Here is a 14549-nt window from a genome sequence, read left to right as displayed (position 1 = left end):
ATACTTAACTTAATAAAATATCTATTCTATTCTCCAATCCTATAAAAATCACTTATTCTAGTATAGATATAAACAGGGATTGATCATAGTGATCAATCCCTTCTCTCAAAGCAAAATACCTTTAAATATTTTAATTCCAAATTTTATTTACCCATTCTGGATGATCAATAAAAGGATTACGATTATGTTGATATTTCGTAAAAATCACTTCATTACGCTTTCGCTCTAAATCATCTACCGGGTCTTGTTCATTCCATTTTAGTAAAACGGATAGTTTACCCATGTATGGATCTTTATTGTTATTCACCTTTTCATTTAATTCTAAGTCTATTTCGCCGTTGTCTCCTTCATAACGAACAGCCATGTAAAATAGCATTCTAGCGATATCTCCTTTTACACTATCACGAGGTTCCCAAGAATCACTATCGTACTTACATTCTGTCGCTTCTGAATGATTCACACCACCATTATCAAAATAAAGATTTCCACGTGAGCTATTTACAGATACATCCGTCGCTCTTAAATGATGCAAATCTGTTCCAGCTCCTGCAGTCGTTCCAAAATCACCGTGAGATTTTGCCCAAACATGCTCTCGGTTCCAATTATCAACTCCTGAACCATTCGTAAGTTTCCCTTGCGAACGCCCAGTATATAAGAGTAGCACATTGTTTTTATTATTTGGATCTTCATCAGTATCTCTTAGTGCTTCCCAAACCGCACTGTATGATAACTTTGTATGATCATCAATAATATTATGAAGTTCCTTCTTTAATTCTAAACCCATTTTTCCTATTGCATTATTATAATATGTATCGTCATAGCTTTTTACAATAATCTCTTGTGGTGATGCAGAAGCTACTTCACCGTGTATGATATCTGTGAATGATAGAGATGCAGTACCTAAAATAAAAAATGAAGATAGTGTAACCATAGCAAGCCTTGTATTTCTAAACTTCATATACCCATTTCCCCTTTAAAATATAATTTGAAGCTATTAACTAAAAAATGCTTTCTAGCCCCCAAAAACTTTTAGAAAGCCATACCCATCCTTTTCTTTTTATTTAATACAAAACTCTATTGAGTCTGTATTATTTCCACACTTTTTGTTTATCTACTTTTCACAAGGAATATCCTTCTCTAGTAAAGATTATTAAAATATTCTTTACAATTAAAAAGTAGTTTAATGTTAACTTATAAATTTCAATTTTTTTATGCAATTATGCATATTTGATAAATCGTTCGACTTTTCTTTTTTCTATAACTGTCTTTATTTTTTGTGTAAAACCCTTCTTCCTCTGTAGAATAAGTACAAAAATAGATTGGATACCATGTAAGGCACCAATCTATTTTAATTAAAGAAACTTTGGTAATTCTGAGTTCACAACACATTGTGCAGTAATGATACCATTTTTATATTGAGACAGAACTACTACTATTTATTTGGTATCGAATCTATATACTTTTTAACTACTTCATATACATATTCTTGATTTGCCGCTGCTGTATTCGGGTTGTATTTTCCGCCGTTTGTTTTATTGTTAGATAATACTCGAATTCCTAAAAATGGTACGTCATAAGCTTTTGCGATTTGCGCTGCGGCAGCGCCTTCCATTTCTTCTACAGATGTACCGTATTTTGTATGGAACCACTTAATTCTATCAACTTCATTATTCCAAACGTCTGCTGAACCTATAGTACCTTCCACCACTTTACCTTTTGTATACTTGTCTTTTACTGCATTAGCTGCTGCAAGTAAATCCTTATCTCCCTCGTAGTATCGGATTTTCTCAGCATTTGGATCTTCTCCTGCACTTCCTTCAGAAGCCATCAGGTCCATAGATATCCATTTTGCCGGCTCAATCCCTTGGTTCTCATTCATATTTGTTGTTTTTAACGAACCTATATTCGTCACTTGTTTTCCTAAAACAATATCAAATACGTTTAAATTAGGATCATGTCCACCTGATGTTCCTTGGTTAATAATCGCTATAGGCTTATATTTTTCAATAGCCACTGCTGTAGCGGCTGCTGTATTTTCCATTCCTTTACCTGTTTTCGCAACGATTACAGGATAATTGTCTACAGTTCCTTTATAAAATACAAAACTCCCAGATTTTTCTTCTTTCACATTTTTTAACCTTTTTGCAAATTTTTCAGCTTCTATTGGCATTGGGCCTTGAATTAAGATAGGATTTTGAGTGCTTTTTGCCTCTGCTACTTGTTTTGGACTAGCATTACATCCTGCAAGTATTGAGAATGACAATGCGATAGTAGTTGCTAGGGCACCATATTTTTTCAACAGATTTTTCTTCATAAATAATCTCTCCTCTTTCTCTTGTTGTTTTCTATACTCGAAGTTTTGGTCCAAAGAAAAAAGCTCTAGAAATTGTAGAAGAATCTCTACTTTCTAGAACTACGGTAGTCAAAGTTAATTAAGCAAAAGATGAGGCCAATGCTAAATTATAGATCGGTAGCGGCTCAATACACCGAACGACCGAATACTTTAACCCGTAGTCCAGTTCTTTCATTGGGAACTAGGTAGAAACGCTCGGACCATATTACCGAGTATATACGAGTGATGTTATTTAAAATTATTATATTGGTAATATAACAAACTATTAGTAAATACACAATGAAAATATGAACATTTTTTAATGTTCATTAAAAAATGTTCGTTTTTATCGGAATAACAGGTATAGTTTTTTTGTTTCCCAATGGATTCTGTCGCAAAAAACTTAAAATCTATATACCAAACAAAAATTATTTCATTTATCAAAAACAAAGATTTACATTTCAAGTAGAAAAATCCCACAGCATGTTATACACATATAACATGCTGTGGGATTGATATTAAAGTGTTTTTTAGAAATTAAGTCTTGATAAGCATTGCTAAATGACTTTATTTCAAATTCACAGGTTCTTTTTTCAAATATGTAAGGCTTCTATGTCCCTTTAAATTCCACTATTTACTTCGTTATCTCACCAAACTGCGCTCTCGTCACTTTCATCAAATCTTCAACTTTAAGCTCAATTTGCACGCCAATTTTCCCGCCGCTTACAATTATCGTTTCAAGTGATTGGGCGCTTCCATCAATACATGTAGAAAATAACTTCTTCATTCCTACTGGTGAACAACCGCCGCGAATGTATCCTGAAACTTTCGTAATATCTTTAACAGGAATCATTTCAATCTTCTTTTCACTTACTGCTTTTGCGGCTGCTTTTAAATTGAGTTCCTCATCTACCGGGATAATGAACACATGATAATCTTTACTATTCCCTTGAGCGACAAGTGTTTTATATACTTCTCTCACTTCTCGTCCAATCTTCTCCGCTACTGATACTCCATCAATTTTCCCGTCGTTTGGATCGTATGACATCATGGAATATTCAATTTTTTCTTTATCCAATATTCGCATCGCATTTGTTTTATCTTTTTTCATGAGGTTCTCCTTTTAATACATAGAAATTTATTTCACATCATTAATTTTCCTTTTATTATACACCTTTTTCAAATTCTCCTACAAAACTTCACATATTATTTTATTCAATTTAAAGTAAAACTTTAATTATTAGGTTTTGACTCTAAACATCCTCAACTTAAAGGTACTAAGAGAGCAAAAAGAAAACCGACTCTCACCTTCAAATAAAAGGCTTGATGTCGGTTTTACATTTAACGTCCAAACTCTTTATTAAATATTTTATCCCTGCCTGTAATGACTTCTGGACCTACTGCATTAATAGCAGTTACTAAAATATGTTCTCCCCCAATAGGTCCACCGACCCTTGTTTCAAATCCAAAAGTCCCACCAGCATGCCCCCAATACGATTGCCCGTCTGGTGTTTTCTCTTCATAAACTCCCAGTCCAACCTTACCTATAGGTGAATCTACTGTTGTGAACATCTGATTCATTAGCTCTTGATTTAAGAGCTTTCCACCCAACAGTGCACTGAAGAATGTAGTCAAATCTTTCACTGTTGAAACCATATCTCCAGCTGCATTTGCCCATGACTGATTAATTTCTGTCAAATCATATAAACGACCTGATCTATCCATATTATATCCATTAGCATGCTTACCCGGTATGTGCGAACTTGCTTCCATTACGAAAGTCTCTTTTAACCCGAGCGGTTCAATGAATCTTTTTCTAATTTGCTCCGCATACGTGTCTCCTGTTACCTTCCGAATAATTTCCCCGGCTATAACAGTATTTGTGTTCGAATAGTCCCAGCCCTCCCCTGGTGCAAATACAGGCGGCTTTGCAAGTGCTAAACTTATGAGCTCATCGGTACTATAATAACGAAATGGGTTTTGAGGCAATGTAATATCTCGCATATCTAAATCTGTATACGCCGCAATCCCACTTGTATGGTTTAATAACTGACGAATTGTAATTTTACTCCCATCATATCCGTTACCCTGTACAGCTCCCGGTAACCATTTTTCAACTGTATCATCAAGGTTTAATTGTTTCTCTTCAGCCAATTGCAGTACAACAGAAGCAGTGAATGTCTTCGTTATACTTCCGATACGGAAAGAAAAATTCGGCTCTACGGGGCGTGGCATCTCATAACTAGCTGTTCCGGTGGCATACGACCAACGCTTTCCATCCTTTAATCCGCCAGCTATAACACTTGGAATTTTTTTATTCGTTACTACTTGATCTATTACATTTTGCACTTCTTCTCGATGTTTACTTTTCTTTTCCTTATCTGTGGGTTCCTTTTTTGATTTCGCTGCAAATTCTGAAGCTAAAATATTGTTAATCTGTTTTTCTGCCCCTAATACATTAATATTTATCGAGATAACATGTTGACCATCTTTCGTTCCACCAGCAAAATTAGTAAAACCAGGAATACCACCACCATGTCCCCATACTTCAGTACCATCTGGCAATTTTGTTGCGTGAATACCAAGCCCATACTTTCCTAATGGGGTATCTACTGTGTTAGTCACCATCTCCTTCTGCATTTCCGGTGTCAGTAATTTCCCACCTAATAAGGCACGGAAAAACGTTGTTATATCTTCTCCTGTCGAAATCATTTCACCACTAGCATTAGCAAATGATGGATTAAACAAAGTAATATCTACTAATTTATCTCCCGTATTCAAGTAGCCACGGGCATTTTTTTTCGGAATATCCATCGAACTTCCAGGAAGGACTGTTTCTGTTAAACTAAGAGGTTCAATAATTCGTTTTTTTATCTGCTCGGCATATGATTCCCCTGTTATCTTCTGAATAATCAATCCTACAATAACCATATTCGTATTCGAGTATGACCAGCCTTTTACCGGTTCTAATTCTAAGGCACGGGAAATTAATTGTTCCGCTGTATAATTCTCACTTGGATTCTCTATTAATTTCGCTTTAAGATCTGGAGTCAAGTAATCTGCAATTCCGCTTGTATGATTTAATAATTGACGAATCGTAATTTTGTTACCATCATGGCCTTTCCCTTTTATAAGTTCCGGCAACCATTTCTCTACCGTATCATCTAGACTTAGTTTCTTCTCTCCAGCAAGCTGCAATGCAACCGTAGCTACAAACGTCTTCGTTGTGCTCCCGATTCTGAAAGCAGAGTCAGCATCTACCTTATGATTCCTCTCAATATTTGCTTCACCAGAAGCATATGACCAGCTGGCCTCTCCATTTTTTACAGTAACAATAACTCCTGGAATATTTGCCGCATCGGCAGCTTTATCAACAGCTTGCTCGGTTGATGTCTTTTTATTCACCGCATGTGTGTTTCCATAAGAAGGTATTGCTAACGCTCCAACCAATATAGTCCCTGTTAAAGTAAGGACCGTTCCTTTTTTTAAGAAAAATGACTTCATTATACATCGCTCCTATTATTTTGAATTTTTCTGTTGCCTCACTCCCTCACCTTAACTTCAATATTGTTAAATAACATAGTGACAAAATGCTTTAATTTACTCGTGACACTATGTGCAACTCTGTCACATAAAACATGTGACAAACTGTCAACTGCTTCATATGACATGCTTTGTTGTCTGTCTTTCTATTGACGATTTAAAAGATATGTTACATGATGAATCTGAATCATTAGATAATTAATCTTAAAATATAAGTAGGTGCATAATTCATGTTCTCATTCACAAAAAAATGGTTTTGGTATGATTGGATATTTATATTAGTACGAACGTTTTGGCTATTCATTATCATCGGTACTAATTTTATGTTTCCATCATTCATTCATACGTCAAGTATAATCGTACTTGCTCTCGCTTTTGTCGTTTACCTTGTACCATTAATTATTCGATATAAGAAAGCAGAATGGTACCCTGCATTCGATATTATCACCACAGGTTGTTTTTATCTTTATTTAGCATCCGTAGCCCCAAATTTACTTTGGCCTTTCATTTTACTCGTAATCACTATTGGCCTATGTAGTAATCAAAATAATTATATATGGAGCGGTATTTTTTGTGGATTTGTATTCCCATTATTGAACGCCTTGATTGCCGGGCGGTCGCCATACGAAATGATTGTTAGTTGTAGTATCGGTTTTGCAATTGGTGTTTCTTTTAATATATTAATTCAGTATCATAAACAATCTCGAATTATTGAAGAGCAAAAACTACTATTAGAACAACATATTAAAAGGATTGAAGAGCTTACTCTAATAGAAGAGCGTAATCGATTGTCACATGAGCTACATGACACAATTGGTCATACACTTACTTCTCTCATCGCTGGTGTCACATCACTAAAATCATCAGTACCGAATTCACAGTTTGAAAGAATTGATTCACTTATCAGCATTGCTCAGCATAGTCTAGATGACATTCGAAAGCATCTACACGAGCTATCTCATAATCCACTTAGTAATTCATTAAGTGAATCACTGCAACAATTAACAGAAGAATTTATAAAATCTACAGGTACAACCGTTACATTTCGTACGATTGGCAATGAAACTCTTGTGATGCAAAAAGTGAATTTTTGCTTATATCGTTGTCTTCAGGAGTCGTTAACAAACGCTGTTCGGCACGGTAAAGCGAGCACCATATCCGTTCAACTGCATTTCGACGGACAACAACTTCGATTGCAAATTGAAGATAACGGTATTGGAATGGAAGAAATTCAATTTGGCTTTGGCCTCAGTGGAATGAAAGAACGACTTGAACAATTTCACGGTACATTATCTGTTCATTCTAGTACTGAGCAAGGAACATTCATCGTTTGTAATATTCCATTACAAACAGAGTTTGTACATAACATAATTCGCTTATTGGTCGTTGATGATCAGGAACTTATTACAAATAGTTTAGAGCAAATTTTAGAGCATCACACTGATTTTACTGTTGTTGGTAAAGCACACGATGGAGCTGAAGCTTTAAAACTATGTGAACAATTACAGCCTGGCATTGTACTAATGGACATTCAAATGCCAGAAATGAATGGTATTGAAGCTTTACTAGAAATGAAGCGACGTTGGCCTAATATGAAAATTGTTCTTATGACAACATTTGAAGATTCCTTACAAGCAGCAACTGCACTAGAGCATGGAGCCGAAGGTTACATGTTGAAGTCTATTCATCCACAAGAAATGAAGGAAGCCTTGAAGCTTATTTATAATGGTGGGACTTGGATCGATCAATCGGTTGCTACACGAGTTTTCGAGGAAATGAAACTTCAACGTGAGCAATTAGAAAAAATCGGATCGACTAAACAAACTTACCCGTACGGACTTACAAAACGCGAAATAGAAATTTTAGAGCATCTATCAAAAGGATTACGCTATAAATCTATTGCTGCTAAGCTATTTTTATCTGAAGGAACGATCCGTAATTACTGTTCAAATCTCTATTCAAAGCTAGGTGTCAGCAATCGTGAAGAGGCGGTAAAAATGGCACGAACAGAAGATATCTTGTAGCTACTGTGGAATTAATAGGCTTCCCTTTAAAACTGAAAATATTGATATTTCCAAATTCATCTGATATAATTTGGAAAAACTTATGTTAAGGAGAGATTTTTAATGCGAACTTTTAATACGTCTTTCCAACTTCATCATCATACGTAACGCCGTGTATCCGAAGAAAAATTTTTCTTCGTGGGTACAGGGCTTTTCCTGTTGACCCACGAAGCGTTCATAAAGCTATGTGGGTATTTTTATACCCGCATAGCTTTTTTTAATTTAAAAGAGGAGTGATTATGGTGGAAATGAAAAATGTAAAAGGGACAAAAGACTATTTACCAGAGGAACAAGTATTAAGGAATAAAATTAAAAGAGCATGTGAAGATACATTTGAACGATATGGGTGTAAACCTTTAGAAACTCCAACGTTAAATATGTATGAACTTATGTCATACAAGTACGGTGGTGGCGATGAAATTTTAAAAGAAATATATACACTTAAGGATCAAGGAAAACGCGATCTTGCCTTACGTTATGATTTAACAATTCCATTCGCAAAAGTCGTGGCGATGAATCCGAACATCCGCCTACCCTTTAAACGCTATGAAATTGGGAAAGTATTTCGAGATGGGCCAATTAAACAAGGAAGATTCCGTGAGTTCATTCAATGTGACGTTGATATAGTCGGTGTAGAATCAGTCATGGCGGAAGCTGAACTCATGAGCATGGCGTTTGAGCTGTTCCGAACGTTAAACTTAGAAGTAACGATCCAATATAATAACCGAAAATTGTTAAACGGTATTCTCCAGTCTATTAACATCCCTACTGAACTAACGAGTGACGTAATTTTATCATTGGATAAAATCGAAAAGATTGGGATTGATGGTGTACGAAAAGATGTATTGGAGCGCGGGATTACTGTAGAAATGGCCGATACAATATGTAATACTGTTTTATCTTGCCTAAAGCTCCCTATAGCCGACTTTAAAGACACTTTCAATAATACACTTGTCGCCGATGGAGTAGAAGAACTACAACAACTACAGCAATACTTACTCGCTCTCGGAATAAATGAAAATACGATATTCAATCCGTTTTTAGCAAGAGGACTCACAATGTATACAGGCACTGTGTATGAAATCTTTCTAAAAGATGGCACGATTACATCTAGCATCGGTAGCGGTGGTCGATACGATAATATTATCGGAGCATTCCGTGGTGATAATATGAACTATCCAACAGTCGGTATTTCATTCGGTTTAGACGTTATTTATACAGCACTATCACAGAAAGAAACCATATCATCTACAGCAGATCTTTTTATCATTCCACTCGGGACAGAATTACAATGTTTACAAATCGCCCAGCAATTGCGTTCTACTACTTCCTTAAAAATCGAACTTGAACTAGCTGGACGTAAATTGAAACGTGCCCTTAATTATGCAAATAAAGAAAATATCCCGTATGTGCTAATAATTGGTGAAGAGGAAATTGTTATAGAAACCGTTGTATTGCGCAATATGAAGGAAGGTACTGAAGTGAAGATTCCCCTCTCTTCCTTGGAAAATAACACATTTAATAACTATATATAATAAGCGCCACCCTCATTTGGGTGGTTTTTCTAGTGCATAAATAAAGAGTCATTCAGTTTACATAATATAATTATTGATTTCTATAAATGTAATTTTCAACCATATAAAAAAAAGAGGGCAGATATGCATCTCCCTCTTTTGTCTAACTCTTTTTATTATTATTCTTGTTCTTGCTCGTCCATAATCTTCTCGAACGCCGCAGATACTTTTTCAAATTCCTCGTCATTCTCTATGTATGAGAATTCATTATCTTCTTCTACTTTTAAAAAGAAGATATCAATGTCTTCCTCAGTTTCTGTTTGAATGTCTTCTACAAAGGCAACTGCAATGTATTCTGCACCTTCGACATCCATCGCTCCAAGCACTTCAACTTCCTGTTCTTCATTATTCTCATCGGTAAGACTAAAAATTTCGCCTACTTCAATTGCTTCCATATTCATTCTCCTCCTATCATACTCTAAAAAATAAAACGTTCAAATTGCACACTTACTAACATATCTTTCCATAAAAAAGTTGAATTCATACAGAAAGAACAACAAATTCTTGCTGATTCAGCAAAAGTATTCAACTATAAGGATATCATTTATGAATAGGAATGAACATATTTTAAATGAGATAATTGGATTAATTAATTTAAAATCCTTCTTTAGATTTCCGAAAGACCTCCATGTTCCATAATGATTCTTTCATATAGGCAGCTGGAATGCCACCTTTCAATCTGTAAGTAAATACTAAAATAGCACCTCCTATCCTGATTCCTTTCCGTACGTTTTTAGGATGAGAGATAAATCCTTCTATATAAACTAAAGAGACTTATGCAGCAATTCCAATACATCTTTCATCGCAAAAGGACCGTCTTTTTTTACATGCTCAGCGAATTCAGAAACGAGACGTAATGTTTTCACACTTTCGATTGGATGATCTCCTGACGCACTTTCAGCAGAAAGCATAACAGCATTCGTTCCGTCCAATACAGCTTGAAATACATCTGTCACCTCAGCTCTTGTAGGAATAGAATGATCTACCATAGATTGAAGCATTTGTGTCGCTGTAATGACATATGTATTCGTTTGATTGCACTCACGAATCATCATTTTTTGCAAAAGCGGAATAAATTGATACGGCAATTCCACACCTAAATCTCCCCTTGCGATCATAATGCCATCCGCTTCTTTGCATATGTCTTGAAAATTCTCGATTGCTTCCATCGTTTCTATTTTTGCAATTAAATTTGGGGAAGTTTCTTTATGTTCATGTATAAAACTTCGTATTTCCTTTATATGACTAGGTTTTCGAACGAAAGAACACGCAATAAAATCAACTTCCTCTTCTAGAAGAAATTGAATATCTTTTTTATCTTTCTCCGTAATAGCTGGCAAACTAACAATTGTACCTGGTAAGTTCACCCCTTTATGAGAGGAAATATTTCCACCTGTTTTTATTCTTGTTTCTATTTTTTCCGAACTTATCTTTTCAACGATTAACTCAACTTCTCCATCATTAATAAGAATTCTACTTCCAACTTTCACGTCATTCGCGATCCCTACATAATCAACACTTGCTTCTTCTTTATTCCCTTGAACTGGATTGGTATGTAAAGTAAATAACTCCCCTGCTTCAAGTGTAATTTGTTCCTCTTTCATTTCACCCAATCTTATTTTAGGACCTTGTACATCCCCTAGAATTTTAATAGAATCGTCTAACGATTTTACTAAACGAATGATGTCTTTATGACTTTCATGCGTACCATGTGATAAATTTAACCGAACAATTTTCATACCATTGTTTATTAACTGCGCTAACGTTTCTTCATTATTACTCGCTGGCCCAATTGTACAAACTCGATCAATTGTCATGTCCCCACCATCCTTTTTTAAATGTTTCCCATAAAATAAAGAGAAGATTCTTTTTATAGGAAAGACCATGTAACTAAGGGTGCAAAGAAGTTTTATATGAAGAGAATATTTTGCTGAAGAAATAGCTTTAATTTAACTTTTTGTGCCCAACATTTTGACTCAATCGTTATTGTTAGTTTCGTTGCAATGGGGTACTACTAATAATAAATCTTGTTTACATACGAACGTTAGATTGGGATATCGAAAACGACCTATGGAGGAACCACAATGACTACTCTTCGAAAAAAAATAATGGGACTAACATTAGCGGGAACGGTAGCACTATTTACATTAGCAACAGGAAGCATAATGAACGATAACGAGGTAAAAGCTGAGGTGAAAAAAGCAGGAAAGCAACCTAAAAATGTGATTTTCATGGTTATAGATGGGACAAGTTCTTCTGCTACAACATTAGCCCGCTGGTATAAAGGTTCACCTCTTGCACTAGATCAAATTGTATCCGGAGGTGTTCGTACGTATTCCGCAGAATCAGCTATTACGGACTCTGCACCAGCAGCCACAGCTTTAGCGACAGGAAATAAATCAAATTCCGGCTACGTGGGCGTATTACCTTCTGTTGTGAATTCACCTGGCTTAGAACCAGTTAAAGAAGAATGCAAGTTTCGTCCAGTTGCCAACGTCTTAGAAGGCGCAAAAAGTTCCGGCCGCGCGACAGGAATCATTGCTACATCAGAAATTCAGCATGCTACTCCTGCTAGTTTCTCTGCCCACCACGTTAACCGTAAAGATTTCGAAGTACTTGGTGAACAGCAAGTTTATCAAAATATAGAAGTTGTATTAGGTGGTGGAAAAGCAGCACTTCAGCCTACGACAAGCAACGGAATTCGTAAAGACAACGAAGATTTAGTAAAAGTGATTCAAGACAAAGGGTATGACTTTGTCGAAACAAAAGATGCGTTATTAAACTCCAAATCAAAGGAAATCTGGGGTTCTTTCTCTAATACTGCCCTTGCGTTCGATATGGATCGTAGAATAACCAATCCTAAGCAGCCAACTCTTTCCCAGATGACGAGAAAAGCAATTCAAACATTATCAAAAGATAAAGATGGTTTCTTCTTATTTGTAGAAGGTAGTAAGGCAGATTGGGCAGCACATGCAAATGACCCAATCGGGATGATTAGCGATGTATTGGCATTTGATGATGCAGTTACAGAAGCATTAGAATTTGCGAAGAAAGACGGTAACACTATGGTCATTGCATTAGCGGATCATGGTAATAGCGGTATTTCCATTGGCAACAGCAATACCACAAAAGGATATGATACCACACCAGTATCAGCTTACATTGCCCCACTGAAAAAGGCGAAAATGACACTTGAGGGTGCTACAAATAAACTAAAAGATGATTTATCTAATATAAAAGAAGTTGCTGCTCTTTACGGTTTAGACAAGTTAACTGATGACGAAAGAGAAAGGTTAAAAGTTGCAAAAAAGAAAGCTGATGTAGGTCCAATCCTTACTAAATTATTGGCCAACCGTGCGAACATCGGTTTTACAACTGGTGGTCATACGGGTGAAGATGTATTCTTATACTCTTACGGTCCTCAAAAGCCATACGGTTTAGTCCAAAATACAGACATTGCGAAAATAATGGCCAAAGCAATGGGCTTTCAATTAGAAGAATTAACTAAGAAATTATTCTTAGATGCTGAAACATCCTTTAAACAAATTGGTGCAACTGTAACGATTGACAAAAAAGATGTACGAAACCCGGTGCTTGTAGTAAAACGCAATAATACGGAGGCCAAATTGTTTGTTAATAAAAGCATTATCTATATTGGTAGGAAAGATTATGAATTAGGAGGCATCGTTGTAGAAAGCAACGAGAAATTCTATGTACCTGAAAAAGCACTTCTACTATTCACAAAGCATTCTCGCTAAATTTAAAAACAGACATAAAAAAACGCTATCCTTTCTATAGAAAGGGTAGCGTTTTTTTCGTTATATGGATACAAATTTATCTTATTAAATCCATTCAACAATAGTATCCATAGTTTGTCTTGTTTTATTAAATTTTGGTTCTCCTTTACGGTATCCAAATGCAACCATAACTGATACCTCAAGATTATCATCTTTTAAAATTCCTTCTTGACGAAGTAAAGAATCTACTTTTTCTTTATCGAATCCTTCCATTGGACAAGAATCAATACCGATTTGAGCTGCACTAGTCATCATATTAGCTAAAGCAATATAAGATTGCTTCGATGACCAATCAAATACAGCACGTTCGGAGTCTAACAATTTAAAATCCGATTCTTGGAATTTTTTGAAGAATTCATATCTCATTTGTTGGGCTTCTTCAGGCAATCCAATAATATCTTTCATCATGTGCTGAATATACTCTGCATCATAGTGCATATCTTTGATGTTTCTTGAAAGAACAATGACAAAATGACTTGCTGTTGAAAGTTGCCCACCTGCTCCCCATGAATATGGTAATAGTTTTTCTCTTAATTCTTTATTTTGTACCACAATAAATTTCCAAGGCTCATATCCAAAAGAAGAAGGAGATAATCTTCCTGTTTCTAAAATAAATTTAAAATCATCTTCTGAAATTTTCTTCATAGGATCAAATTCTTTACTTGCATGTCTAAAGTTAAAAGCCTCAATAATTTTTTGTTTTGTATTTTGTTTTGTGTTAGTCATAAAAGATCCCCTTTTCATTAAATTATTATTTAACCAAATTATATTTTTAAAGTAACAATGATACAAGTACGCACATTTATGTGCTATAGTATCAAAAAAGATACTATTGTTAAGGGAGAGTCTTTTTATGATTAGTTCAAAAGAAGATGATGTAAATTATCCATTTTTAAATAAATATTCTTGTCCAGTAGAAGCTATGGTCGAGGTTATTGGCGGGAAATGGAAAGGTGTTATTCTTTATCATTTATTAGATGGTAAGAAACGATTTAATGAATTAAAAAGATTAAAACCTAATATCACCCAAAGAATGTTAACACTTCAACTTAGAGAACTTGAAGCAGATGGCATCGTACATCGGGAGGTATATCGTGAAGTGCCCCCTAAAGTAGAATATTCGTTAACTGTACTTGGCGAGTCATTACGTCCAATTATCCTTTTAATGATGGAATGGGCGACTAATAATATGGAGCAGGTTTTGGAAAGTAGAGATAACACTAAATAGTATTTAAAACCT

Annotated in this window: 11 protein-coding genes and 1 riboswitch; of the genes, 4 read left to right on the top strand and 7 right to left on the bottom strand. The window is 35.3% G+C overall.

The genetic code is table 11. The annotated features are described in order from the left end of the window. Window positions 1-130 precede the first annotated feature (130 nt). From B5P42_RS13280 to B5P42_RS13265, 4 genes are all read right to left on the bottom strand, one after another. Window positions 131-958, bottom strand: coding sequence for an endonuclease I family protein (locus tag B5P42_RS13280; RefSeq protein WP_113734381.1), 828 nt, complete (start codon window positions 956-958; stop codon window positions 131-133). Window positions 959-1432: 474 nt separating this feature from the next. Further along, window positions 1433-2314, bottom strand: a complete 882-nt coding sequence (locus B5P42_RS13275; protein ID WP_113734380.1) for a 5'-methylthioadenosine/S-adenosylhomocysteine nucleosidase — start codon at window positions 2312-2314, stop codon at window positions 1433-1435. A 177-nt stretch (window positions 2315-2491) separates the two neighbouring features. Then, window positions 2492-2595, bottom strand: a riboswitch (purine riboswitch). A gap of 371 nt (window positions 2596-2966) precedes the next feature. Next, a complete protein-coding gene (ybaK, locus tag B5P42_RS13270; protein ID WP_113734379.1) occupies window positions 2967-3443 on the bottom strand; it encodes a Cys-tRNA(Pro) deacylase in 477 nt (158 codons plus the stop codon). A gap of 230 nt (window positions 3444-3673) precedes the next feature. Further along, window positions 3674-5836 (bottom strand): serine hydrolase domain-containing protein, encoded by a 2163-nt coding sequence (locus B5P42_RS13265; protein ID WP_113734378.1) that lies wholly within the window; start codon window positions 5834-5836, stop codon window positions 3674-3676. A gap of 269 nt (window positions 5837-6105) precedes the next feature. On the opposite strand from B5P42_RS13265, the gene B5P42_RS13260 reads away from it, so the two are divergent. Together B5P42_RS13260 and B5P42_RS13255 are read left to right on the top strand one after the other, a co-directional pair. After that, the gene (locus tag B5P42_RS13260; RefSeq protein WP_113734377.1) at window positions 6106-7899 is read left to right on the top strand and encodes a helix-turn-helix transcriptional regulator; all 1794 of its coding nucleotides are present in this window, start codon (window positions 6106-6108) and stop codon (window positions 7897-7899) included. Window positions 7900-8177: 278 nt separating this feature from the next. Continuing rightward, window positions 8178-9473 carry a histidine--tRNA ligase gene (locus B5P42_RS13255; RefSeq protein ID WP_113734376.1) on the top strand — a complete coding sequence of 432 codons (1296 nt, stop codon included), beginning with the start codon at window positions 8178-8180 and terminating at the stop codon, window positions 9471-9473. A gap of 158 nt (window positions 9474-9631) precedes the next feature. Here the strand turns inward: B5P42_RS13255 and B5P42_RS13250 are convergent, their stop codons facing one another. Continuing rightward, window positions 9632-9913 carry a DUF1292 domain-containing protein gene (locus tag B5P42_RS13250; RefSeq protein ID WP_002013967.1) on the bottom strand — a complete coding sequence of 94 codons (282 nt, stop codon included), beginning with the start codon at window positions 9911-9913 and terminating at the stop codon, window positions 9632-9634. A gap of 363 nt (window positions 9914-10276) precedes the next feature. Further along, window positions 10277-11329: a pyruvate kinase gene (locus B5P42_RS13245; RefSeq protein ID WP_113734375.1), complete on the bottom strand. Its 1053-nt coding sequence runs from the start codon at window positions 11327-11329 to the stop codon at window positions 10277-10279. Window positions 11330-11596: 267 nt separating this feature from the next. Here B5P42_RS13245 and B5P42_RS13240 point away from each other — a divergent pair, with 267 nt between their 5' ends. Continuing rightward, complete coding sequence (locus tag B5P42_RS13240) at window positions 11597-13270, top strand: alkaline phosphatase (protein WP_113734374.1); 1674 nt, start codon at window positions 11597-11599, stop codon at window positions 13268-13270. A gap of 84 nt (window positions 13271-13354) precedes the next feature. Here the strand turns inward: B5P42_RS13240 and B5P42_RS13235 are convergent, their stop codons facing one another. Beyond that, entirely contained in the window at window positions 13355-14035 is a 681-nt protein-coding gene (locus B5P42_RS13235) for an NAD(P)H-dependent oxidoreductase (RefSeq protein ID WP_113734373.1), read from the bottom strand. Window positions 14036-14162: 127 nt separating this feature from the next. Here B5P42_RS13235 and B5P42_RS13230 point away from each other — a divergent pair, with 127 nt between their 5' ends. Next, on the top strand, window positions 14163-14537 hold the full coding sequence (locus tag B5P42_RS13230) for a winged helix-turn-helix transcriptional regulator (protein WP_113734372.1): 375 nt from the start codon (window positions 14163-14165) through the stop codon (window positions 14535-14537). Window positions 14538-14549 lie beyond the last annotated feature (12 nt).

The sequence above is a fragment of the Bacillus sp. SRB_331 genome (assembly GCF_003264175.1).
GTDB classification, from domain to species: Bacteria; Bacillota; Bacilli; order Bacillales; family Bacillaceae_G; genus Bacillus_A; species Bacillus_A mycoides.
This window is presented reverse-complemented; position numbering and strand designations above follow the sequence as displayed.

Bases quoted from the DNA above. Each gene is read 5' to 3' on its own strand.
- B5P42_RS13280 (WP_113734381.1), bottom strand. From the start codon at position 958: ATGAAGTTTAGAAATACAAGGCTTGCTATGGTTACACTATCTTCATTT.
- B5P42_RS13275 (WP_113734380.1), bottom strand. From the start codon at position 2,314: ATGAAGAAAAATCTGTTGAAAAAATATGGTGCCCTAGCAACTACTATC.
- ybaK (WP_113734379.1), bottom strand. From the start codon at position 3,443: ATGAAAAAAGATAAAACAAATGCGATGCGAATATTGGATAAAGAAAAA.
- B5P42_RS13265 (WP_113734378.1), bottom strand. From the start codon at position 5,836: ATGAAGTCATTTTTCTTAAAAAAAGGAACGGTCCTTACTTTAACAGGG.
- B5P42_RS13260 (WP_113734377.1), top strand. From the start codon at position 6,106: ATGTTCTCATTCACAAAAAAATGGTTTTGGTATGATTGGATATTTATA.
- B5P42_RS13255 (WP_113734376.1), top strand. From the start codon at position 8,178: ATGGTGGAAATGAAAAATGTAAAAGGGACAAAAGACTATTTACCAGAG.
- B5P42_RS13250 (WP_002013967.1), bottom strand. From the start codon at position 9,913: ATGAATATGGAAGCAATTGAAGTAGGCGAAATTTTTAGTCTTACCGAT.
- B5P42_RS13245 (WP_113734375.1), bottom strand. From the start codon at position 11,329: ATGACAATTGATCGAGTTTGTACAATTGGGCCAGCGAGTAATAATGAA.
- B5P42_RS13240 (WP_113734374.1), top strand. From the start codon at position 11,597: ATGACTACTCTTCGAAAAAAAATAATGGGACTAACATTAGCGGGAACG.
- B5P42_RS13235 (WP_113734373.1), bottom strand. From the start codon at position 14,035: ATGACTAACACAAAACAAAATACAAAACAAAAAATTATTGAGGCTTTT.
- B5P42_RS13230 (WP_113734372.1), top strand. From the start codon at position 14,163: ATGATTAGTTCAAAAGAAGATGATGTAAATTATCCATTTTTAAATAAA.